The following is a 21,218-nucleotide window of genomic DNA, read 5'->3' on the forward strand; positions in this document are numbered from 1 at the left end:
TACAATCAGCGCCATGCGGGTTATAGGGCTGCGTCGATTCGACGGTGTCCATGCCATGGCAGATGCGCCGGATATCCTGTCTCTGGAGGGCTACGCTTGTCACGAGTCGACAGGCGCCTTCGGCGTCGCTGCCTTTTGAATTCAATGCAGGAGTACGTTTCATGATCGTCGTTACCGGCGGTGCCGGCTTTATTGGCGCCAATCTGGTCAAGGCACTCAATGCACGCGGTCGCGAGGATATTGTTGTCGTTGACGACATGACCGAGGGCACAAAATTTCGCAATCTGGCCGACTGCCAGATTCAGGACTATCTCGACAAGGATGACTTCCTTGAGCGGGTCCGACGCGACGCCCGACTGCCGCGCATCGACGCGATCTTCCACGAAGGGGCCTGTTCGGCCACCACCGAGTGGAACGGCAAATACATGCTGGAGAACAACTTCGAGTACTCGAAGGTGCTGCTCGATTACTGTCAGACGCATCAGATTCCCTTCCTCTATGCCTCTTCTGCCGCGACCTACGGCGGCAGCGAGGTCTTTGTCGAGGCCCGCGAGCACGAAAAGCCGCTCAACGTGTACGGCTATTCCAAGCTGCTCTTTGATCAGTACGTGCGCGCCCGCTGGGACCAGCTGACCACTCAGGTGGTGGGCTTTCGCTACTTCAACGTCTACGGGCCGCGCGAGCAGCACAAGGGGTCGATGGCAAGCGTTGCCTGGCATCACTACATCCAGGTCATGAACGGCGAAAACCCGAAGCTTTTCGGGGCGTATGACGGCTATGAGGCCGGCATGCAGAGCCGGGATTTCATTCATGTCGATGACGTGGTGGATGTGAACCTGTGGTTTCTCGACCACCCGGATCAATCCGGCATCTTCAACCTGGGCACCGGGCGCGCCGAGTCCTTCAAGACGATTGCCGAGACGGTGATCGAGATGACCGGACGCGGCGAGATCGAATTCATCGACTTTCCCGAGCACCTCAAGGGGCGCTATCAGAGCTACACCTGCGCCGACATTTCGCGTCTGCGCAAGGCCGGCTATGACCGTGAGTTCCGCGGCCTGGCCCAGGGCGTTCAGGACTACATGCACGCGCTTGGTGTGACGGGGAACCGCGATTCGTGAGTGATTCGTTGCAACACAGTCCTCGCGGTGAGCGCATTCTGGTCGTCGGCCCCTCGTGGGTCGGCGATATGGTCATGGCGCAGAGTCTTTTTATCACGCTGAAAGCGCATGATCCTGACTGTGTGATTGATGTCATGGGGCCAAAGTGGTCAGCGCCAATGCTTGAGCGCATGCCGCAGGTGCGCCGGGCCATCGTGCTGGAAACCGGCCATGGCCAGACCGGCCTGCGCACGCGCTGGCGGCTGGGGCGTTCACTGAAAGGTGAATATGACCGGGCAATCGTGCTGCCACGTTCGCTCAAATCAGCGCTGGTGCCGTTTTTTGCCGGTATCCCCCGGCGGGTCGGTTTTACCGGCGAGCAGCGCTATGTGGTATTGACCGAGCGGCGCCGGCTCGACAAGGCCGTGCTGGACCAGACCGTCAAGCGTTTCGTGGCGCTGGGGCTGCCGGTGGAGGGGACTTCTGATGCGATCCCTGCGCCGCACCTGCAAGTAGACGCTGCGCGGCAGCAGACGCTTCGGGAGGCACATGGCCTCCATCAGACACTGATTGCGATGATGCCCGGCGCCGAATACGGTCCGGCCAAGCAGTGGCCGCTGGCGTATTTTCGTCAGGTGGCCGAGGCGGTAACCCGCCACGGCTATCAGGTCATCGTGCTGGGTGGGCCAAAGGATACGGAGGCCGGAGAGGAGATCAGTCAGGGGCTCGAGGGCGTTTTCAATCTGTGTGGTCAGACCACGCTGACAGATGCCGTCGACCTGCTGGGCGCCTGTGAACAGGCGGTGAGCAATGACTCCGGACTGATGCACGTGGCGGCGGCCGTGGGCACCCATATCCAGGCCATCTACGGCTCCTCCACGCCCAACTACACGCCACCGTTGACGCAGGCCCGGGATATCCACTGGCTCAACCTGTCCTGTTCACCGTGCTTTGAACGCACCTGCCCGCTGGGGCATACGCGCTGTCTCAATGATCTCGAACCGGCACGGGTCATTGAGACGCTGGCCGTCGACTGATCAGGTCAGGCGTCAGCGGGTTACGGTCAACAGGCGCAGGCCCAGGCCAATAAAGACCGTGCCCAGCAGATGATCCATCCATTTTGTGAGGCGCTGTCGCCGGCGCAGCCAGTCGGACAGCCGCGCCGCGCCCAGGATGATGCCAAGCTCGATCGGAATCGCCACGGCCACCGTCAATGTGCCCAGTGCCAGCAGCTGTGCTGCCACCGGGCCGCCATCAGGGCGCACGAACTGGGGCAGAAAGGCCATGAAAAAAAGTGCCGTTTTGGGGTTGAACAGGTCTACCAGCACACCCTGGCGAAAGGCGCCCCATGCCCCGTTGATTCGTCCGTTCGTGGCGGGCGCCTGAAACTGGCTGCCGGCGCTGCGGATTGCCTGGACACCGAGATAGAACAGATACAGTGCGCCTGCCAGCTTGACGGCGGTAAACGCCGTGGCGGAGGCCATGACAATGGCGGAAAGCCCCAGGGCGGCGGCCAGCACATGCACCATCGCCCCGCACCAGAGACCCGCGCCGGCGGCCAGTCCCTCGCGTCGGCCGCCGCTGGCACTTCGCGCCATGAGATAGAGCATGTCCGGTCCCGGCGTCAGATTGATCATCAGCGCCGCACCCAGAAAAAGCCCCCAGTAGGTCATGTCCATGGCCGTCCCCGGTGATGGCCCCTCAAGCAGGCCATTGCCTGTTCGTGTCTCAGTCGTGGCGGTTGCTGTCCAGCGCCTGATCGCGGGCGTGACGCTCCAGGGCCAGTTCGATCAGACGCGTGACCAGCTCCGGATAGGCCATGCCGCTGGCCTGCCAGAGCTTGGGGTACATGCTGATGCGGGTAAACCCGGGGAGCGTATTGACCTCGTTGATGATCACGCGGTTGTCCGGGGTCAAAAACACATCCACGCGGGCCAGACCCTGACACTCCAGCGTTTTGAAGGCCTCCAGCGCGATGCGGCGAATCTCGTCGCTGGCGGTAGCGTCAATATCGGCCGGTACGGCAACGGCCGCCCCGGACTCGCTGATGTATTTGGTGTCGTAGGAGTAGAAGCCGTCATCGTTGAGCACGATCTCACCGCACACGCTGGCCTCGGGCGTGTCGTTGCCGAGAATGGCGCACTCGATCTCGCGGCCCTGGATGGCTGACTCTACCAGCACCTTGTGGTCAAAGGAGAGCGCCAGTGCCAGTGCCTTTTGCAGCGACTCGGCGCTGTCCACGCGGCTGACCCCGACCGAGGAGCCCTGATTGGCCGGCTTGACGAACAGCGGCGTCCCCAGCTGCTCGCACAGGGCGTTAAAATCGGCGCTGGCGGCACTTTTGCGGGTGAGGGTAACAAAGGGGGCTACGGCAAGGCCGGCGTCACGCAGCAATCGCTTGGTGACGTCCTTGTCCATGCTCACCGCCGAGCCCAGCACGCCGCTGCCGACAAAGGGCAGATTGGCCATGCGCAAAAGACCCTGTAGCGAGCCATCTTCACCGAGCGTACCGTGGACAATCGGGAAGATGACGTCGAGCTGTTCCAATGCCGCCTGACGGTCGGGCTCGATCAGCTGATCACGATCGCGACCGGGCATGACGGCCAGATCACGCTGCGAGTGATGCAGCGCGATGCTGGCCGGGTCATCGGCATGGTCCAGGTAGCGGTCGGCGTCGTTGACGTGCCACTGCCCCTGCTTGTCGATGCCAATCAGCGTGACGTCAAAGCACTTGCGATCCAGGGCGTCGACGATATTGCGGGCAGACTGCAGCGACACTTCATGCTCGGCCGATTTGCCGCCAAAGATGACCCCAACCCTGATGTTTTCCATGACCCCTCCCGATAAGCCTTCGTCTTTAGTGCGCGCATGATGCCACGTTCAGGCATCGGTGTGCGTGTTCGGCGCGTGCACGCCGCCTCAGTTCGTGCTGGTGTCGAGCAGCCGCGCATAGAGGGTGCGGTACTGGCTGGCCATGGCCTCGGGGGTAAAGGCTTCCAGGCGCTGACAGGCACCGCGGGTCAGACGCGCGCCACGACCGGGGTCGTCCTTCATGGCCAGTACCGCGTCATGCAGCGCCTCGGCGTCGCTGGGCGCAATCAGCACGCCGCTCTCATTGTCGATGACAATATCGGGAATGCCGTCAACATCGCTTGCAATGATCGGCACCTCGGCGTCCATGACGTCCAGCAGCGTCGAGCCCAGCCCTTCATTGCGCGAGGGAAAGACAAACAGGTCCATGGCCGCGAGATAATCGCCCACGTTGGACTGAAAGCCTTCCCAGATGACGTTGTCGAGCCCCTCGCTTTCACGCTTGAGGCGCTGCTCATCCTCACCGCTGCCCAGCAGCAGAAACACGATGTCAGGATGGGTATCGGCCAGCCGGCGGGCGGTGTCGATGATCAGGCTCTGGCCCTTGTGACGATCTACCAGCGCACCCACGTGACCGACCACGTAGCGGCCTTCAAAGCGCTGACGCAACGTCTCGACCACGGTCGTATTGCGGGTGAAGTGCGACAGGGCGCTGGGAATCCGCGTGACCGGGCACCAGTGGCGCGCCTTGAGATGCGCCTCGATGGGTGAGGAGATCGCCACCGCCGTCGCCGCGCCTCGATAGGTCTGGCGGTTGAACCACTTGTCCTTGACGGGCTGCGGCACGCGACGGGTCAGAATATAGGGCGTGCCGTTGAGCCTTGCGTGCAGCCAGGCCCAGTGGACGGCGCGTGCCTCGTGGGCGTGAATCAGATCCACCGGGGGCATGCACCGGTGGCCGACCCACATCTGATCAGCGGCCACCAGGTCGAGGTTTTCAACGCCGGACAGGGCCTGACGCAGGGGGGAATCCTGGCGGCATACCAGCGTCTGGACAATGTCATGGGCGGCCAGTTGCTCGATCAGCAGCTGAGTCTGGCGCTCGCCGCCGCGAAAGTTGCGCGCCAGATTGACGTGACAGATATGCAAGGGATCACTCACCTGTAAGGAAATCGATGGGCCAAGGGTGGCGCATGAAGTGGCAGCAGGGCCAGTGATGATGCCAAAGTCGACGTCGGTGCGGGGGGAGCCATCGACGCCGTCACGGGATTACCAGACCCGGTTGAAGTCCTCACGCTCGCGCACCTGCGGGTCACGCTGAAACTCCAGAAGCTTGGCGTATTTCAGGTAGGCGTTGACGGCGGCCGAGAGCGAGACCGACAGGCCGTCCAGCCCCGCCAGACAGCCGCGCTGAAACAGGTATTTGCGCATGAAGGCGTTGGCACCGTGGATAAACGGTGAGCAGGCGTTCACCTTTTTGCCCTTGAGATACATGATCTTGGCCGCTCGAGTGGAAAAGCGACCGCCGGCCTTGGTGAAAAGCTCGGCAAGATTTGCAAACGAGTAGTGCTCCAGATCAGCGTCCAGCTCACACGGGGCGCTGGCCTGAACGCTTGAGTGCTGGCGCGAGTCGGAAAAGCCCGTACGCTCGCGGTCAAAGAGTCTGATGCAGTAATCGGGGTACCAGCCGCAGCGCTTCACCCAGCGGGAGCCGATAAAATTGCGCCGGCGCAGGGCAAAGCCGTCATGCTCGGTGGTCGAAAGCGACAGCGCCTGCACCACGCTCACGGCCTGCTCGGTCAGACGCTCATCGGCGTCCAGCGACAGCACCCAGCGGTGCGTGGCAGCGCCCGGCCCGACGTTTTTCTGCGGCCCGTCGCCCAGATAGGGCTGCTCGATCACGTGCGCGCCCGCGGCCCGGGCGAGCGCGCAGGTCTCATCCGTGGAACCGGAATCCACCACGATCAGCTCATCGCACACGCGCGACAGCGAGGCCAGACAGGCCTCGATGTTCGCCGCTTCGTTGAGCGTGATCACCACACCAGTGATCGGCGTGCGTGAGGTGGCCTGGGAGGTCATGGGCTCTCCTCGCCATCACCGGGGAGCGTGGAGGTATCGCGTTCGGTCGGGTCAACGCTGTCATCGATGGCCGGCCCGTCATTGCGGTCGCGCTGGGTGGCGGCTTCACGGGCTTCGGGCACCGGCGTGGCGGGTTCGCCCATCAGGGCCTGGCTGTCGGCGTCGCTGGAATGAAGGAGTGCGGTCTGGTCGGTGTCGGTAGCAATATCGATACCCACGCTTGCGATCAGCAGCGCCGGCATCAGCAGCACCAGACTCCAGACCGGGAACGTGATGCGCCGTGCGCGGGCCATGATGCGCCAGGAAAGCCACAGTTCGACCAGTGCGATCAGTACCACCCCACCGCCGGTGATCGCCCACTGGATGATGGACAGCACTGGCTTGTCGTCACCCGACATATCCACCAGATGCTCGCCGACGGCGCTAAAGATCTGGGTGTCCATCCACAGCGCGCCAAGCCCCAGTGTGCCCAGCACGGCGCATGGCCAGATCAGCATGCGACGCTTCAAAAACAGCGACAGCAGTGCCGGCAGCAGCCAGACCGCCACGGCCAGAGTGCCAAAGCCGCCCAGCCAGGCGCAGACCAGCCAGAGGATCCCCAGACCTTCCTGGGGCATCTGGGCGATCGGCAGATAGCGTAGCGACAGCAGCCATACGAAAATCAGGTTAAAGAGGGCAAAAAAGGCCGTGGCGCGCAGTCGAAACCGCAGGGAATCTTCACTTGAACGAGGAGGCATGATCTAACTCGATTGGTATCCGTGGTTGATGGGGGCCATGAGGATTTTGGCCTGTCCGGGCGCAAACTTTTCCAGAGAACGCTCAAGGCGTGCAAGATTGCCTGCCTGCCAGTGGCCTGCACTGCGCAGTCGGCAACGGTCCAGATCGATCAGCCAGGGCGTGTCTCGATCATCGATCAGAATATTGCGGGCATTGAGATCAACATGGTCAAGCCCTTCGTCATGAAAGCGACGGATCATGCGACCACACGCCGTCAGCAGTGCGTCATGGCGAGTGGCCGCCCCAGGGGCCTGGATCAGCGAGGCCAGCGGTTGCGCGCCCTCGATGCGCCGGGTGATGAGGGCGGCCTGATAGAGCGCTCCGCTGCGCCAGGCACAGGCGCCAATCGGTTGCGGTACCGGCAGTCCGCGCTCAAAAAGCGTGGCCAGCAGCCGACATTCGCGAAAGGCGCGGTTGCGCTCAGGCCCTGTCCAGACATAATGCTCGGCGCTTAGACGTGCAACAAGGCCGCCGCGGCGATAATGCCGCAGCACCCATGCCTGATCACCGGCCTGCACGAACAGGCTTTCGCCGCGTCCGGGCGCCTGACCGGTGACGGCATGACGCAAGCGCCACCAGTCGCCGGTGAACTGTTCGGGCATCAGTGCCGGCTGGCCGGTTTGTGGGGCCGTTTGAGCATCATATAGAATGTGCGCATTCGCTTTTCGGGACGTAATCATCCGCATGAAGCATCCTTTGCCCGCGCAACCCGCGCATATCTGTGTATTGCGGTTATCCGCACTCGGCGATGTCTGCAATCTCGTGCCGACCGTTCGGGCGTTGCAACGCCAGTGGCCCGACGCCCGGATCACCTGGATCATCGGTCGGGGGGAGCACAGTTTACTGGCCGGCCTCCCCGGGGTCGAGTTCGTGGTGTATGACAAGTCCACCGGACTTGCCGGCATGCGCGCCATCTGGCGCGAGTTGCGCGAGACGCCCTTTGACGTGCTGTTGCACATGCAGCAGTCCATTCGCGCCAGCGTGCTGTCGCTGGGGCTCAAGGCCCGTGTGCGTCTGGGCTACGATCGTGCCCGTGCCAAGGACTGGCAGACCTGGTTTACCAACCGTCAGCTCACGCCACATCCGAAAGCGCACGTGCTCGAGTCCTTCATGGATTTTGCCCGTGAGCTGGGCGTTGACGATGACCGGCTCGAGTGGGGAATCCCGTTGCCGGACGCCGCCCGCGAGGAAGCCCGCCAGTTTCTGGCCGGTCGACCGGCGCTGGTGATCAGCCCGTGTGCCAGCCCGCGCCTTCGCAACTTTCGCAACTGGTCGGCCGAAGGCTACGCCGCCGTGATCGAGCACGCCTGGCGCCACCACGGCCTGACCACCTTCCTGACCGGTGGCACCAGCGCCCAGGAAGTCGAAATGTGCGAGCGCATCGCCGCCGGGCTCAGCGAGGCCGTGCCGGTCAACCTGCTGGGGCGCACCTCGCTCAAGGGGCTTTTGGCCATTATTGACGAGGCGCGCATGGTGATTGCGCCCGATTCCGGACCGGTCCACATGGCCAATGCCATGAACACCCCGGTGCTGGGGCTTTTTGCCACCACCAACCCCGAGCGCGCCGCCCCCTGGTGCTGGCGCGAACACGTCGTCAATCGCTATCCCGATGCCGTGGCCACCTATCTGCACAAGCCTCTGGACGAGATCGTCTGGGGCACCCGCGTACGCCATGAGGATGCGATGTCACTGATTACCTTTGAGGATGTCATCCACCGGCTCGATGCGCTGCTGGCATTGACTGCTGACCATGAAAAGTCGACCCGGGGAGTCTCTCACGATGTTTGATCCTGCCCTGCTGGCCGATGCCCGCGTGATGGTCGTGGGTGACGTCATGCTGGACCGCTACTGGCACGGTCCGACCTCGCGCATCTCGCCCGAAGCGCCGGTGCCGGTGGTCCGTGTCGATGACAGCGAGGACCGACCGGGTGGCGCGGCCAACGTGGCGCTCAACATTGCCGCATTGAAGGCACAGGTCACGCTCTCCGGGCTGATAGGGTGTGATGACAACGCCGCCATTCTGGATGAGCTGCTGGCCCGCGCCGGAATCGTCTCGCGCTTTCAGCGCAGTCCCGAGATTCCGACCATTACCAAGTTGCGGGTGATGAGTCGCAATCAGCAGCTGATCCGGCTGGATTTCGAGTCCTCGCTGGAGGCCGTCAATACCGACGCCATGATGGCGCAGGTCGGCGAGGCGCTCGGTGATACCGACCTGATGATCCTGTCCGATTACGGCAAGGGGACGCTGGCGCAGGTGCAGGCGTTGATCGAGGCCGGCCGCCGCGCCGGCAAGCGGGTGTTGATCGATCCCAAGGGCAGCGATTTTCACCGCTATCGGGGCGCAAGCATCATTACCCCCAATTTAAGCGAGTTCGAGACCGTGGTCGGGCGCTGCCACAGCGAGGAAGCGCTGACCTCGCGCGGGGAAGCGTTGCGCGCTGAACTCGAGCTCGAGGCGCTTTTGATTACCCGCAGCGAGCGGGGCATGACGCTGATTCGTGCAGGCCATCCGCCGCTGCATCTGCCGACCCGCGCGCAGGAGGTCTTTGACGTGACCGGCGCCGGCGATACGGTGATTGGTGTGCTGGGGCTGGCGCTGGCCGCGGGGCAGAGCCTGCCGGATGCCATGGCGATGGCCAATCTGGCCGCCGGGCTGGTGGTGGCCAAGCCCGGTACCGCCACGGTGTCGGTGGCCGAGATCGAGGCGGCACTGAGTGCCGATCACGGCGTGGCGGCCGGACACGGCGTGATCGATGTCGATACGCTGACGGCTGCCGTGCGCGCCGCGCAGGTCGGTGGAGAGCGTATCGTCATGACCAACGGCTGCTTTGATCTGCTGCATGCCGGTCATGTCAGCTATCTGGAGCAGGCCCGTGCCCAGGGCGATCGTCTGATTGTGGCCGTCAACGATGATGCCTCGGTCACCCGGCTCAAGGGTGAGGGCCGCCCGATCACGCCGCTGGCACACCGCATGGCAGTGCTGGCCGGCCTGCGCGCCGTGGACTGGGTGGTGGCCTTTGGCGAGGACACGCCGGCCGAGCTGATTGGTACCGTGCTGCCGGATGTGCTGGTCAAGGGCGGTGACTATCGCATCGAGGAGATCGCCGGCGGTGAGGCCGTCATGGCCAACGGTGGCGAGGTGCGGGTGCTGGGCTTTGAAGAAGGGTTGTCCACGACCGGCACCATCAGCGCGATCGTCTCGCGCAGTGCGCGTCGCGGCGAACAGGAGTAGCGCCCTCGTGGGAAGACGTCTCTACTCGGCCCTTTTATATGCGCTGTCTCCACTGATCTGGCGTCGCCTGCGCCGTGAACGTCTGCAGGATCATCCTCGCGGCGAGCGGCTGGGGCGCATCCCGTCCTATCAGGCAGAGCGTGTGCTGTGGGTACATGCCGCCTCAGTGGGGGAGGTGATAACCGCCCGGCCGCTGATTCGCTCGCTGATCGATGACTATCCCGAACACCGGGTGGTCGTGACCACCATGACGGCCACCGGCGCACGTCAGGTGCAGACGCTGTTTGGCGATCTGGTGACGCACCATTTCGTGGCGCTGGATTTCCCCGGTGCGACCCGACGTTTCGTGCAGCGACTGGCGCCTGAAATCGCCATCATTGTCGAAACCGAAATCTGGCCCAATCTGATCTACGCCTGCGCGATGGCGGGCGTCCCGGTCACCATCGTTAATGCCCGCATTACCGAACGCGGGTTTGCCCGCTATCAGCGCTTTTCAAAACTGATGGGGGAAGCCATCCGCCGTCTGGCCTGGGTGGGCGCCAAGTCCGCCGAGGATGCCAAGCGCTTTCGCGCGCTCGGCGTATCGGCCCGGCGGCTCAATGTGACCGGCGCGCTCAAGTACGACCTGCACGTCGACGAGAATGTTTTCGACAAGGCTGACGCGCTGCGTGAGCGCATCGGGGATCGCCCGGTCTGGGTGGCGGGCTCGACTCATGAGGGGGAGGAGTCACAGCTTCTGGCCGCCCATGAGCGCGTGCTGGCGCGTTTACCCGATGCCCTGCTGATACTGGTGCCCCGTCATCCGCAGCGCTTTGATGAGGTCGCCGAGCTGTGTCTTGACCAGGGCATGTCAGTGGTCCGGCGCAGTGAAAACGCGCCCGTCGAACGGGACGCCCGGGTGTATCTGGGCGACACCATGGGCGAGCTGATGATGCTCTACGCGGCGGGGGATATTGCCTTTGTGGGTGGCTCTCTGGTCGACATTGGCGGGCACAACCTGCTGGAACCGGCTGCGATGGGGCTGCCGGTGGTCAGCGGCCCTTCATTGTCGAGCCTAGGCGATGTGGTGGCCACGCTGGATGAGGCCAATGCCCGGGTCGAAGTGAGCAGTGCCGGCATGCTGGGGGAGACGCTGGTGTCGCTGATGCTCGACGAGACGCGCCGTGACACGCTGGGGCGCAATGCCCTGGCAGTGGTGGAGGCCAATCGCGGGGCGCTGGGGCATACCCGGGACTATCTGGGACGTCTGATCCGGGCTCGCGAGCTACACGAGGCATGGCCGCTGGCGGATGACCGCCCGCCGGGCAGCGGACGCTAGTGGCGTGATGCCTGCCGCCAGCCGTGCTGCCAGGCGTGGTGACTGAGATATTCGGCCAGCCGGGCACGGTTGCCGCTCATGGGGCGGCCGGGGTCGAGGATGGACGTGCGACACATCAGCGTGTACTGATAACGCTCGACGTTGAACCAGACGCTCATCAGTGGCCTTACCGTTTCGCTGTGGGCCAGTTCGAAATAAAGGGAGTGGTCCGCACCCCTGACCCGTACGCCTTCGATGCCCAGCGCGTCATGGGCGTCCAGCAGCGCGCGGCGCAGCTGATGCAGGGAGGCCGGCGGATTCGACCTGAAGGAAAGATCATTGCTCTGTCGCATGCAAAACCCTCTTTTTATCGTTACACGCTTGAGGTGAGACGCCTTGATGGCCCCGAGGGTCCGCCATGTCATGACACATTCACGACAGGTTCGCTCAATGTCCCGGCCGGATAGCCCATGTTGAATGCAGCGTAGCCATGGCGTACAAATAATAGTGATAAACGAGGGTAATATTCTGCGGCTAAAGTGTGATCAAGTGTTGTTAAACGGCAATAGGCCGTAAGTTTTCGGTAACTTACGGCCAGGCAGTGCAGCATGTGAGAAGCGGCAGGTTTGAGGCTGCTAAGGTGAGGGCGTCAGCCGTTGAACGCCGTCAGCGGTGCCCAGCAGGAGCAGGTCAGCACCACGGTGGGCAAACAGGCCATTGGTCACGACCCCCGCAATCTGATTGATCCGGGTTTCAAGGTCCTGCGCGTCATCAATAAGCTGATCATAGAGGTCAATGATCTGATGGCCATTATCGGTCACGACGCCCTGACGATAGACGGGGCTGAATCCCAGCTTGACCATTTCACGCGCCACATACGAGCGCGCCATGGGAATGACCTCGATCGGGAGCGGAAAACCGCCCAGCTGGCGGACCAGCTTGGAACCATCGGCAATGCAGATAAACTGTCTGGCGCAGGCCGCCACGATCTTTTCCCGGGTCAGGGCCGCGCCGCCGCCCTTGATCATGGCGAAATCGTTATCGATTTCGTCGGCACCATCGACATAGACACTCAGCGTGCCAGCCTGATTAAGATCAAACACCTCGATACCGGCAGCCTTCAGGCGGCGTTCGGTTTCCGTGGAACTTGCCACGGCGCCGGCGAACTCGTCGCGAAGCGGTGCCAGGGCTTCGACAAAGAGGTTGACGGTCGAGCCCGACCCCACACCCAGTACGGTATCGCGGCGCAGGGTCGAACGGATTTCCTGTACGGCTGCCTGTGCCACCGCCTTCTTGAGCTCTGACTGGTCCTGGGATGTCATGGTGTCTCCGAATCTGATGATGTTCTACAGCGGCCCATCAAGCGTATCATGGACAGTACGGCAGGCACTGTCGATTGTCACATGCGCTTTTTCCGCCGCCGGTTTTTTGTTTCACGTGAAACATCGGGCGCGCTTGTCATGTGACCCGGTGCCCTGCAGCACCGCCCTCAAGTCACTGCCCAGGATATGAGAATGCTGGAAGCCTACGCCAAGAGAATCCTTCAGGCCCGCGTGTATGAAGCGGCTGTTGAAACGCCCCTTTCCGACATGCCGCAGATGTCCAGGCGTCTGGACAACCACGTTCTCCTCAAGCGTGAGGATCTACAGCCGGTCTACTCCTTCAAGATTCGGGGCGCCTACAACTGCATGGCGCAGCTTGATGATGAGCAGCGCGCGAAGGGCGTGATTACCGCCTCGGCCGGCAATCATGCTCAGGGGGTATCGCTGGCAGCCAAACGCATGGGCGTGCATGCAACGATTGTCATGCCGCGTATCACGCCCGAGATCAAGGTGTCGGCCGTGCGTGCCCGGGGGGCAAAGGTGGTACTCAAGGGAGACTCCTTCAACGATGCCCTCACGCACGCACAGATTCTGATGAAAGAGCACGGTTATACCTGGATTCCGCCCTTTGATCATCCGGATGTGATTGCCGGTCAGGGCACGGTGGCCATGGAGATCCTGCGCCAGCACCAAGGGCCGATTGATGCGGTTTTTGCACCGGTCGGCGGCGGTGGCCTGCTGGCAGGGATGGCGGCCTGGATCAAGTATCTGCGACCGGACATCCGGGTGATCGGCGTGGAACCCGAAGACGCTGCCTGTCTCAAGGCCGCGCTTGAGGCCGGAGAGCGGGTAACGCTGGATCAGGTGGGGCTGTTTGCCGAGGGTGTGGCCGTCTCCCAGATTGGCGAGGCGCCGTTTGAAATCCTGCGCCATCATGTCGATGAAGTGATCACCGTCAATACCGATGAGATGTGTGCCGCGGTCAAGGATATCTTCGAGGACACTCGCGCCGTCTCGGAGACTTCCGGGGCGTTGTCGCTGGCCGGACTCAAGAAATATGCCCAACGCGAGGGCGTGCGGGACAAGACCCTGATTGCGATCAACTCGGGCGCCAATCTCAACTTTGATCGGTTGCAGCACATTGCCGAGCGTACCGAGCTGGGCGAACAGCGCGAGGCGATTCTCGCGGTTACCATCCCCGAGCGACCCGGCAGCTTCAAGGCGTTTTGCAAGGCGCTGGGCCGGCGCATGGTCACCGAGTTCAATTACCGTTACGCCGATGCCGGCCAGGCCCACATCTTTGTCGGCGTGCAGGTACAGCCCGGTGGCGAGGATCGGCTGGAGGTGGTTCGAAAGCTCGAGGCAACCGGCTATAGCGTGGAAGACCTTACTGACAACGAGCTGGCCAAGCTGCACATCCGCCATCTGGGGGGAGGGCGACCGCAGGAGCCCTTCAGTGAGCGACTTTATCGCTTCGAGTTCCCGGAGCGCCCCGGTGCCCTGATGAACTTTCTGAACCATTTGCCCGGTGGCTGGAACATTTCACTGTTTCATTATCGCAACCACGGCGCCGCCTATGGTCGAGTGCTGATCGGCATGCAGGTCCCGGAAGCAGACTGCGCCACGCTCGAGCAGCGCCTTGACGAGATTGGCTATCGCTACTGGCATGAAACCGACAATCCGGCCTATCGACTCTTTATGTCCTGAATAGCAGGTGTCCTGAAAAACAGGTCGCCTGACACGGAGTGTCACGCGTCAACGACATAAAAATGAAACAGTATGTAATGTCATGGCGTGCGTTATTGTGCTGATTCAGCGGTGCCACTATGATGGCGCCGCTGCGACCTTCCCGTGTCGCTCCCTCGTGCGTTTTTCTGTTGTGACGGAGCAGTAATGAGACGTAAACCCGATCTGGTCTTTACCCTGGTACTTATTCTCGGCTTTGGTGTTGTCGCCACGGGTTATGCCCAGACCGTCATGGGATATTAGTCGTGACGTGATCGCCGGCAGTGCGGTTGCAGGGCGCGGCGCGAGGTTAAGCAAAACGAGGCCGTGCAGAGCTGCACGGAAAAAAGAACATCAAAAAAACGCATCCACAGGGATGCGTTTTTTTATGTCGGGGCAGGCGAGATATTCCGGGAATCAGTGACCCACTGTGCTCGGTCGAAGCACCTGTCGGTCACTGACGATCATGTTGAGGTTCACATCCCACGGCTGATGCGGCAGGCGTTCCACCTGCTGGCAGTGGTGGGCGACCCCGATCAGCGTTGGGCGCGGACCATGCTTGCGCCCGGCAAAGGCAAGGGTTCGGTCGTAAAAGCCGCCACCCATGCCAAGGCGATGGCCCTGATCATCAAACCCTACCAGCGGCATCAGCACGACATCCATTGCCCAGGGCGCAAGGCGGCGAATGCGATGACCACTCTGGCGCAGGTCGGGCTCTGTAATGTTGAAGCGATTGAGCACCATGCGGGTATCAAAACGCCAGTGGACGAACCACAGACGATTTTCGACCAGCGGGCGCAATACCGGCAAATAGACCTGCGTGCCGCGTCGATGCAGCCAGTCGACCAGTGGCGTTGGGTCAATCTCGCCGTTTTCGGGCAGATACAGGGCCACATGTCGCGCTCGGCGCAGTGAGGTCAGCTGCATCAGCTGACGCACCAGTGCCATCGAGGCCAGACGCTGGACTCGATCATCGAGCACACGGCGTCGCCTGCGCAGTTCGCGGCGCAGCGCTTGCCGATCATCGGATGCGGGCAGTGGCGCCGGGGTCGAGGACTCATGACGCGATAGCAGGGGGGAGAAAAAACGTCGCCCGGGGCGAGGGGTGCGCAGGGACAATGCGCGGGGTCTGCGAGTGCGCGGTTGATCCGCGGGAAGTGCGCAGCGCACTGACATGAGGGTTCTCCAGAATGCCGCTGTTGTTCTGGCCCTGAACCTACTGGTTCAAGGTGGGTGACCGCAAGTGGGCCATCAGGCTTTCCGTCGCGCGGACATGCACACAGGCCCACTTATAGTGGCCCCCTGGGTACTGCGCATAGGCTCGAGGGACTATAACAACTGGCAAACACCCCAGAGAACAGGTCAATTCTAACAGATATCCCCGGGGGCTGCGCTACCCTGTCCTTCAGGCGTTCGGCAGATCCTGATCAGGACCTGTTGTTGCGTTCCAGTGCCTTTTGCAGACGCGCGTCGAGTCCGGCAAGCCTTTCTTCAAGCTCCTGGCGACGTTTGGTCTCATCGCGCAACTCATGGGTAATGTTCAGTCCCGCCATCATCGCCACCTTGTCGATGCTGATGGTGCGACCGCGGGTCTGTATGCCGGCCATGGCCTTGTCGAAATAGCGGGCCGCTTCATGCAGCGCCTGCTCTTCGCCGGGTGCGCAGCTGACAACAAAATTCTGACCCATCAGGGTGATTTCGGCGGTCTGACGAGGACCTTGCGGCATGACATCACTTCCGATATGGGCCAAGCTCTGGCCGTTACGCTAAGATGGTGGGCAGCCATTCATGGCCTGTCAGTGAGGGTTCAACTCACGATCGGGCCATGGCGCTGCACTCGCAGCACCACTATAGAGAGACGACCGGGGGCGGTCAACGCGCTGCCCACGGGCGATAGTTCATGATTCCCGCCACGGGAACGACCAGTAAAGGGATGCAGTATGCCGTCCGGTGATAACGCCCTCGACTTCGCCACCATCAGCGATATTTTCCTTGCCCATGGCAGCCTGCAGTCGCCGGCCTTTTTTGACGGCTATCTATGCGCGCGTCTGGCACTTGAAGACATCAGTGCCGAAGACTGGCTGGGTCTGATCTGCGCGGCACTGGGTGTAGAAGAGCCTGCCACCCGTGAAGACGGTGAAACCCTACTGGCATGGCGAACGCTTGCCAGGGAGCGTCTGGACGCCCAGGAAATGAGTTTCGAGCCGCTGCTGCCCGATGAGCTGTTCTCGCTGGCCGAGCGTGCGCAGTCACTGGCCCTGTGGTCTCAGGGCTTTCATGAAGTGGCCGGCGAAGTGGACCATGAACAGCGCAAGGCATGGTCAACGCCGCTTCAGGAAGGTGTGGCCGATATCGAGCAGCTCATGAATATCGATGCCGATATCGAGGACAACAGTGAAAACGAAAACGACCTGTTTGCCCTGACCGAGCATGCTCGAATGACAGCGCTGATGCTGTATGTCGAACAGCACCCCGGGCGTCCTGACGTCGAAAAGCCGGCGCAGTCGTTCGAAGAGGGCATGAAGGAAGAGGGCCTGAGCGGCGACGGTGAGACACGTCACTGACCATAAGGTGTCAGCGGTGGACAGACGCCGGACACAAACACCATGGAAACAGCGGTTACGGGAGACAGGATTTGGTAGCACAGGCAGAGCAGGAGAGTATGCCGGCCTCCATCACCAGTGAGGCGTACCGAAAGCGCCGGCAACGGCTGATGGCCGAGGTGCCACCGGACAGTGCCATTCTCGTTCCGGCGGCCACGCTTTCGGTTCGCAATCAGGACAGTGAGTATCCGTTTCGCCAGGACAGCGACTTTCACTATCTCTGTGGCTTTCCCGAGCCGCAGGCCTGGCTTTTGCTGTTGCCCGGCCGAAAGGCCGGTGAAAGCGTACTGTTTTGCCTGCCGCGCGACCCGGCCGCCGAAGCCTGGACGGGCCGACGGGTCGGCCCGCGCCGCGCCGTCACCCGGTATGGTGTCGATGAGGCCTGGCCGCTGGAGGCTCGCGATGAGCAGCTGCTGGATCTGCTGGAAGGGCGCCGGACCATTTACCTGTCGCTGGGCAATGACAGGGCGCTGTCACTGGCTGGAAAAATGCGCGAGGGGCTCAAGGCGCGCGAACGGCGTGGGCCGCCGGCACCATCGGCCTATGCCGACATCGACGTGCTGCTTCACGAGCAGCGTCTGATCAAATCCGAAGACGAGCTGGCCCTGATGCGCAAGGCCGGAAAGATTACTGCCCGCGCTCACGTTCACGCCATGCAGACGGTCAGGCCCGGCATGTTCGAATATCAGCTGCAGGCCACTCTGGAACACGCCTTTGTCATGGCAGGCGCACGCGCGCCTGCCTATTCCACCATTGTGGGCAGCGGCGCCAATGGCTGCATTTTGCACTACACCGAAAACGATGCGGCGATGGCCGCCGGTGATCTGGTACTGGTGGATGCCGGCGCCGAATATCATCTCTATGCCGGTGATATCACCCGTACCTTTCCGGTCAGCGGTCGCTTTAGCGAGCCGCAGCGCCAGCTCTATGAAATCGTGCTGGGCGCCCAGCAGCGCGCGCTTCGCGCCGTGCGCCCCGGGGCTACACTCAAGGGCATTCATGACGGCGTGGTGCGTGATCTGACGGCCGGCCTTGTGGCGCTGGGGCTCGTGGAAGGGCCGGCTGAAACCGCCGTCGAGCAGGGGTACTACAAGCGCTTTTATCTGCACGGCACGTCTCACTGGCTGGGGCTGGACGTGCACGATGTCGGTGCCTATCAGGTGCAGGGGGCATCACGGGCGCTGGCGCCCGGCATGGTGCTGACCGTCGAGCCCGGGCTCTATATTCCCGATGACCTTGATATTGCCGAGCAGTGGCGCGGCATCGGTATTCGCATCGAAGATAACGTGGTCGTCACGACACAGGGTTGTGAGATGCTGACCGAGGGCGTCCCCAAACGGGTTCGGGAGATCGAGGCACTGATGGCACAAGGACAGACATGAGCGACACCCCGGTAGACATTGCCATTATCGGCGGCGGGCTGGTCGGTGCCAGCCTGGCCGTGGCGCTGGCGCCGTTGATCGAGCGCCATGGACTTCGTGTCGCGGTCATCGAGGCGAGCGAGTTGAGCGCCAGCGGTGCCCAGCCGAGCTTTGATGAGCGCTCCAGCGCCATCGCCTATGGTTCCAGAGCGCACTTCGAGGCCATGGGCATCTGGTCCCGACTGGCCACCCGCACTGCGCCCATTCATGACATTGAGGTCAGTCAGCGTGGCGCCATGGGACGCACCCATCTGTCGTGTCGGGAAGTGGGCACGCCGTCACTGGGGTATGTCCTGCCCAACGCCTTTCTGGGACAGGTGCTTCATGAGCGTCTGGCCAGCATGGCGATCGACTGGCACTGCCCGGCGCGAGTGGAGGCTATTGTTCCGGCGGTAGACGGTCATCGGCTGACGCTGGACAACGGTTGCGTGCTCCATGCCGGGCTGACCGTGCTGGCCGATGGCGGCCGCTCCGGTCTCAAGGCCTCGCTGGGTATCGACACCGATCGTCACGACTACGAACAGCACGCGCTGATCGCCAACATTGAAACAGCGAAAGAACATCATGGCTGGGCCTTTGAACGGTTTACCTCTGAAGGCGCCATGGCGCTACTGCCCTTGCAGGACCGTCGCATGGCGCTGATCTGGACGCGCCCGCCGGAGGTGATCGAGGCCACGCTGGCACTGGATGATGCCGCCTTCCTGCAGGCGCTGCAGTCACGGCTCGGCACACGCCTGGGGCGTTTTCAGCGCGTGGGCACACGCCATGTCTATCCCCTGTCGATGTCGCGTGCCCGCGAGCAGAGCCGTCCGCATCTGGCGGTGCTGGGCAACGCGGCACATGCCATCCATCCGGTGGCCGGTCAGGGGTTCAACCTTGCACTTCGCGGCGTCATGGATCTCGAGGCCGCCATTGAGGCGGCGCTCGAGGCCGGGCGAACGCCGGGCGAGGCCCTGACCATGGCGAATTTCGAACAGCGCCGCCAGAGTGATCGAGACCTGATCATGCAGGCCAGCGATACGCTGGTTCGTCTGTTCGGCCTCGAACTGCCCGGCATCGGCAGGGCACGGGGGGCGGCGCTGGGGCTTTTCAATCTTGCCACGCCGCTCAAGCGCGCCCTGATTCGTCGTGCCATGGGCATGGCCCGGCATTAGGCAAGCCTTGTGGCACCCATGATTGTCCAATGGAGTATTTCATGAAGCTCGACACCGCATCGTTTGACATGGCCATTGTCGGGGCAGGGCTGGTGGGCGCCACCCTGGCGCTGGCACTGGGCCGGCAGGGACATCGTGTGGCCCTGCTGGACGGTGGCGACCTTCAGGGCACATGGCAGGCCTCGGACATCGATGCCCGCGTCAGTGCCATCACGCCGGTCTCGCAGCAGTTTCTGACCACCCTGGGCGTCTGGCCCGGCATTGTGCGTCGTCGCCTCAGCCCCTATGGCCATATGTCGGTATGGGACGGCGAAGGCACCGGCCACATCGATTTCAGCGCTGCAGAAGTCGGCTGCGAGGTACTGGGCCATATCATCGAAAACGGCGTGATTCGCGATGCCCTGCTGGACGCACTGGGCGAGTGTGATCACGTCACCCTCATGTCCAGCGCCCGGGTCACAAGTCTTTCCGGGGTGGAACAACAGCGGCGCTGCCTCACTCTGGAGGACGGTCGCACGCTTGAGGCCAGCCTTGTGGTCGGTGCCGATGGCGCCAATTCCCGCATTCGTGCGCTGGCAGAGCTGGGTCACCGTGAATATGCCACCGGCCAGCGCGCCGTGGTCGCCACGGTGTGGCATGCACATGATCACAAGGCCACGGCACGCCAGCGCTTCATGAGTACCGGGCCGCTGGCCTTTTTGCCCCTGAGTATCGATGGCCATCAGAAAACGTCATCGATTGTCTGGTCGGCGGATACCGACTTTGCCGATGAATTGATGGCCATGACGGATGAGGCGTTCATGCGCGCGCTTGAACGGGACTTCGAACATCGGCTGGGGCGTGTCGAGCGCGTCAGTCTGCGCCACGACTTTCCATTGATTCAACGCCATGCCAAACGCTATGTCGATGACAGCGTGGCACTGGTGGGGGATGCTGCGCACAACATTCATCCGCTGGCCGGGCAGGGGGTCAATCTGGGGCTGATGGATGTGGCCGTACTGGCCGAGGAGCTGGGGCGTGCCGGACGGCGTGGTGCGCCGCTGGGGGATGTTCGCATTCTGTCGCGCTACGCGCGTCGCCGCCGTGGTGACAACACGGTCATGCTGATGGCCATGGACGCCTTTCGTATCGGTTTTGGCGTCGGCTGGCCGCTGGTGCGGGTGCTGCGCAATCAGGGGCTGACCACCACCGGACGCTGGCCATGGGCGCGGCGACTGCTGATCGAGCAGGCGATGGGGCAGCGCCAAAATCTGCCGCAGGGCATGCGTGCGTCACCGCTCTGACGAACGTCCTGATGCGCTGCAGTGTGTTTCACGTGAAACAGCGCTGCAGGATATACAAAAGGCCCGCCGAAACGGCGGGCCTTTTGTATATCCTGCAGCGATCACTTACATGCCGGACTGGGTATTGCTGGGCATGGTGTCGTTGTTGCTGTCGATGCCGCCGCTCGGCGAGGTGCCCATTGGGCTGCCATGGCTTGTCCCGGTCGGGGTTTCGCTGGCGCCGGACATTGAGCCGGACTGTGACATGCCGCTCTGGCCACTTTGCGAGGCGCCGCTGTTTTCCGGAGCACCGCCGGAGGAAGAACAGCCTGCTGCCAGCAGAACGGCAGCGGCCAGCGCGCCCATCGTCAATCCTTTCTTCATGTGGTGTTTCTCCTTTTCAAGGCGGATGGCGTGATTCATATGCCCTCCCAT

At 62.6% G+C, this 21,218-nt stretch carries 21 protein-coding genes and 1 other RNA gene; 10 read left to right on the forward strand and 12 right to left on the reverse strand.

Translation table 11 applies throughout. From position 1 onward, the window contains the following. The first annotated feature begins 161 nt into the window (after nt 1–161). Both rfaD and waaF read left to right on the forward strand, forming a co-directional pair. Nucleotides 162–1,121, forward strand: coding sequence for an ADP-glyceromanno-heptose 6-epimerase (rfaD, locus tag KSP9073_RS02915; RefSeq protein ID WP_108841441.1), 960 nt, complete (start codon nt 162–164; stop codon nt 1,119–1,121). After that, nucleotides 1,118–2,137, forward strand: a complete 1,020-nt coding sequence (waaF, locus tag KSP9073_RS02920; RefSeq protein ID WP_108841442.1) for a lipopolysaccharide heptosyltransferase II — start codon at nt 1,118–1,120, stop codon at nt 2,135–2,137. The genes rfaD and waaF overlap by 4 nt, the downstream gene beginning before the upstream one ends. Before the next feature lie 12 nt (nt 2,138–2,149). On the opposite strand, the gene KSP9073_RS02925 is transcribed toward waaF, so the two are convergent. The 6 genes from KSP9073_RS02925 to KSP9073_RS02950 all read right to left on the reverse strand — a co-directional run bounded on the left by KSP9073_RS02925 (nt 2,150) and on the right by KSP9073_RS02950 (nt 7,453). Further along, entirely contained in the window at nt 2,150–2,779 is a 630-nt protein-coding gene (locus KSP9073_RS02925) for a LysE family translocator (RefSeq protein ID WP_108841443.1), read from the reverse strand. 49 nt (nt 2,780–2,828) lie between these two features. Then, nucleotides 2,829–3,932: a D-alanine--D-alanine ligase gene (gene ddlA, locus KSP9073_RS02930; RefSeq protein WP_108841444.1), complete on the reverse strand. Its 1,104-nt coding sequence runs from the start codon at nt 3,930–3,932 to the stop codon at nt 2,829–2,831. Between the two features lie 87 nt (nt 3,933–4,019). Further along, nucleotides 4,020–5,072: a glycosyltransferase family 4 protein gene (locus tag KSP9073_RS02935; protein ID WP_243409091.1), complete on the reverse strand. Its 1,053-nt coding sequence runs from the start codon at nt 5,070–5,072 to the stop codon at nt 4,020–4,022. A 108-nt stretch (nt 5,073–5,180) separates the two neighbouring features. Further along, nucleotides 5,181–5,990 (reverse strand): glycosyltransferase family 2 protein, encoded by an 810-nt coding sequence (locus KSP9073_RS02940; protein WP_108841446.1) that lies wholly within the window; start codon nt 5,988–5,990, stop codon nt 5,181–5,183. After that, nucleotides 5,987–6,727, reverse strand: coding sequence for a DUF3413 domain-containing protein (locus KSP9073_RS02945; RefSeq protein ID WP_108841447.1), 741 nt, complete (start codon nt 6,725–6,727; stop codon nt 5,987–5,989). The genes KSP9073_RS02940 and KSP9073_RS02945 overlap by 4 nt, the downstream gene beginning before the upstream one ends. A gap of 3 nt (nt 6,728–6,730) precedes the next feature. Beyond that, entirely contained in the window at nt 6,731–7,453 is a 723-nt protein-coding gene (locus KSP9073_RS02950) for a 3-deoxy-D-manno-octulosonic acid kinase (RefSeq protein ID WP_108841448.1), read from the reverse strand. On the opposite strand from KSP9073_RS02950, the gene KSP9073_RS02955 reads away from it, so the two are divergent. The 3 genes from KSP9073_RS02955 to waaA are packed head-to-tail and all read left to right on the forward strand — an operon-like array spanning nt 7,452 to nt 11,317. Next, complete coding sequence (locus KSP9073_RS02955) at nt 7,452–8,555, forward strand: glycosyltransferase family 9 protein (protein ID WP_108841449.1); 1,104 nt, start codon at nt 7,452–7,454, stop codon at nt 8,553–8,555. The genes KSP9073_RS02950 and KSP9073_RS02955 overlap by 2 nt on opposite strands. Beyond that, on the forward strand, nt 8,548–9,999 hold the full coding sequence (hldE, locus tag KSP9073_RS02960) for a bifunctional D-glycero-beta-D-manno-heptose-7-phosphate kinase/D-glycero-beta-D-manno-heptose 1-phosphate adenylyltransferase HldE (RefSeq protein ID WP_108841450.1): 1,452 nt from the start codon (nt 8,548–8,550) through the stop codon (nt 9,997–9,999). Before KSP9073_RS02955 ends, hldE begins: the two co-directional genes overlap by 8 nt. Before the next feature lie 7 nt (nt 10,000–10,006). Then, nucleotides 10,007–11,317 (forward strand): lipid IV(A) 3-deoxy-D-manno-octulosonic acid transferase, encoded by a 1,311-nt coding sequence (gene waaA, locus KSP9073_RS02965; RefSeq protein ID WP_108841451.1) that lies wholly within the window; start codon nt 10,007–10,009, stop codon nt 11,315–11,317. Here waaA and KSP9073_RS02970 read toward each other — a convergent pair. Both KSP9073_RS02970 and rpiA read right to left on the reverse strand, forming a co-directional pair. Continuing rightward, nucleotides 11,314–11,649: a hypothetical protein gene (locus KSP9073_RS02970; RefSeq protein ID WP_108841452.1), complete on the reverse strand. Its 336-nt coding sequence runs from the start codon at nt 11,647–11,649 to the stop codon at nt 11,314–11,316. The genes waaA and KSP9073_RS02970 overlap by 4 nt on opposite strands. A gap of 282 nt (nt 11,650–11,931) precedes the next feature. Then, nucleotides 11,932–12,618: a ribose-5-phosphate isomerase RpiA gene (rpiA, locus tag KSP9073_RS02975; protein WP_108841453.1), complete on the reverse strand. Its 687-nt coding sequence runs from the start codon at nt 12,616–12,618 to the stop codon at nt 11,932–11,934. Nucleotides 12,619–12,771: 153 nt separating this feature from the next. Between rpiA and ilvA the strand changes: the two genes are divergently transcribed. Beyond that, nucleotides 12,772–14,325, forward strand: a complete 1,554-nt coding sequence (gene ilvA / locus KSP9073_RS02980; protein ID WP_279310047.1) for a threonine ammonia-lyase, biosynthetic — start codon at nt 12,772–12,774, stop codon at nt 14,323–14,325. Nucleotides 14,326–14,760: 435 nt separating this feature from the next. Here ilvA and KSP9073_RS02985 read toward each other — a convergent pair whose 3' ends face one another. The 3 genes from KSP9073_RS02985 to KSP9073_RS02995 form a co-directional block, all read right to left on the reverse strand. Next, complete coding sequence (locus KSP9073_RS02985; RefSeq protein WP_108841455.1) at nt 14,761–15,519, reverse strand: 5-formyltetrahydrofolate cyclo-ligase; 759 nt, start codon at nt 15,517–15,519, stop codon at nt 14,761–14,763. 2 nt (nt 15,520–15,521) lie between these two features. Continuing rightward, nucleotides 15,522–15,703, reverse strand: a non-coding RNA gene (gene ssrS / locus KSP9073_RS02990) — 6S RNA. A gap of 67 nt (nt 15,704–15,770) precedes the next feature. Further along, nucleotides 15,771–16,070 (reverse strand): cell division protein ZapA, encoded by a 300-nt coding sequence (locus KSP9073_RS02995; RefSeq protein WP_108842010.1) that lies wholly within the window; start codon nt 16,068–16,070, stop codon nt 15,771–15,773. Between the two features lie 213 nt (nt 16,071–16,283). Here KSP9073_RS02995 and KSP9073_RS03000 point away from each other — a divergent pair, with 213 nt between their 5' ends. The 4 genes from KSP9073_RS03000 to KSP9073_RS03015 all read left to right on the forward strand — a co-directional run bounded on the left by KSP9073_RS03000 (nt 16,284) and on the right by KSP9073_RS03015 (nt 20,804). Beyond that, on the forward strand, nt 16,284–16,907 hold the full coding sequence (locus KSP9073_RS03000) for a UPF0149 family protein (protein ID WP_108841456.1): 624 nt from the start codon (nt 16,284–16,286) through the stop codon (nt 16,905–16,907). A gap of 98 nt (nt 16,908–17,005) precedes the next feature. Further along, nucleotides 17,006–18,328, forward strand: a complete 1,323-nt coding sequence (pepP, locus tag KSP9073_RS03005) for a Xaa-Pro aminopeptidase (protein WP_108841457.1) — start codon at nt 17,006–17,008, stop codon at nt 18,326–18,328. Next, on the forward strand, nt 18,325–19,521 hold the full coding sequence (gene ubiH / locus KSP9073_RS03010; RefSeq protein WP_108841458.1) for a 2-octaprenyl-6-methoxyphenyl hydroxylase: 1,197 nt from the start codon (nt 18,325–18,327) through the stop codon (nt 19,519–19,521). The genes pepP and ubiH overlap by 4 nt, the downstream gene beginning before the upstream one ends. 41 nt (nt 19,522–19,562) lie before the next feature. Beyond that, nucleotides 19,563–20,804 carry a UbiH/UbiF/VisC/COQ6 family ubiquinone biosynthesis hydroxylase gene (locus KSP9073_RS03015; RefSeq protein WP_108842011.1) on the forward strand — a complete coding sequence of 414 codons (1,242 nt, stop codon included), beginning with the start codon at nt 19,563–19,565 and terminating at the stop codon, nt 20,802–20,804. A 105-nt stretch (nt 20,805–20,909) separates the two neighbouring features. Here KSP9073_RS03015 and KSP9073_RS03020 read toward each other — a convergent pair whose 3' ends face one another. Further along, nucleotides 20,910–21,167 (reverse strand): hypothetical protein, encoded by a 258-nt coding sequence (locus tag KSP9073_RS03020; protein WP_133240971.1) that lies wholly within the window; start codon nt 21,165–21,167, stop codon nt 20,910–20,912. Between the last annotated feature and the right edge of the window lie 51 nt (nt 21,168–21,218).

Source organism: Kushneria phyllosphaerae, assembly GCF_900312995.1.
Classification (GTDB): Bacteria; Pseudomonadota; Gammaproteobacteria; order Pseudomonadales; family Halomonadaceae; genus Kushneria; species Kushneria phyllosphaerae.

Excerpts from the sequence above, each read along its gene's own strand:
- pepP (WP_108841457.1), top strand. The coding sequence starts at position 17,006 with ATGCCGGCCTCCATCACCAGTGAGGCGTACCGAAAGCGCCGGCAACGG.
- KSP9073_RS02945 (WP_108841447.1), bottom strand. The coding sequence starts at position 6,727 with ATGCCTCCTCGTTCAAGTGAAGATTCCCTGCGGTTTCGACTGCGCGCC.
- ubiH (WP_108841458.1), top strand. The coding sequence starts at position 18,325 with ATGAGCGACACCCCGGTAGACATTGCCATTATCGGCGGCGGGCTGGTC.
- KSP9073_RS02995 (WP_108842010.1), bottom strand. The coding sequence starts at position 16,070 with ATGCCGCAAGGTCCTCGTCAGACCGCCGAAATCACCCTGATGGGTCAG.
- KSP9073_RS02940 (WP_108841446.1), bottom strand. The coding sequence starts at position 5,990 with ATGACCTCCCAGGCCACCTCACGCACGCCGATCACTGGTGTGGTGATC.
- KSP9073_RS03000 (WP_108841456.1), top strand. The coding sequence starts at position 16,284 with ATGCCGTCCGGTGATAACGCCCTCGACTTCGCCACCATCAGCGATATT.
- rpiA (WP_108841453.1), bottom strand. The coding sequence starts at position 12,618 with ATGACATCCCAGGACCAGTCAGAGCTCAAGAAGGCGGTGGCACAGGCA.
- KSP9073_RS02970 (WP_108841452.1), bottom strand. The coding sequence starts at position 11,649 with ATGCGACAGAGCAATGATCTTTCCTTCAGGTCGAATCCGCCGGCCTCC.
- KSP9073_RS03015 (WP_108842011.1), top strand. The coding sequence starts at position 19,563 with ATGAAGCTCGACACCGCATCGTTTGACATGGCCATTGTCGGGGCAGGG.
- KSP9073_RS02955 (WP_108841449.1), top strand. The coding sequence starts at position 7,452 with ATGAAGCATCCTTTGCCCGCGCAACCCGCGCATATCTGTGTATTGCGG.
- KSP9073_RS03020 (WP_133240971.1), bottom strand. The coding sequence starts at position 21,167 with ATGAAGAAAGGATTGACGATGGGCGCGCTGGCCGCTGCCGTTCTGCTG.
- KSP9073_RS02925 (WP_108841443.1), bottom strand. The coding sequence starts at position 2,779 with ATGGACATGACCTACTGGGGGCTTTTTCTGGGTGCGGCGCTGATGATC.
- KSP9073_RS02985 (WP_108841455.1), bottom strand. The coding sequence starts at position 15,519 with ATGTCAGTGCGCTGCGCACTTCCCGCGGATCAACCGCGCACTCGCAGA.
- KSP9073_RS02950 (WP_108841448.1), bottom strand. The coding sequence starts at position 7,453 with ATGCGGATGATTACGTCCCGAAAAGCGAATGCGCACATTCTATATGAT.
- hldE (WP_108841450.1), top strand. The coding sequence starts at position 8,548 with ATGTTTGATCCTGCCCTGCTGGCCGATGCCCGCGTGATGGTCGTGGGT.
- ddlA (WP_108841444.1), bottom strand. The coding sequence starts at position 3,932 with ATGGAAAACATCAGGGTTGGGGTCATCTTTGGCGGCAAATCGGCCGAG.
- rfaD (WP_108841441.1), top strand. The coding sequence starts at position 162 with ATGATCGTCGTTACCGGCGGTGCCGGCTTTATTGGCGCCAATCTGGTC.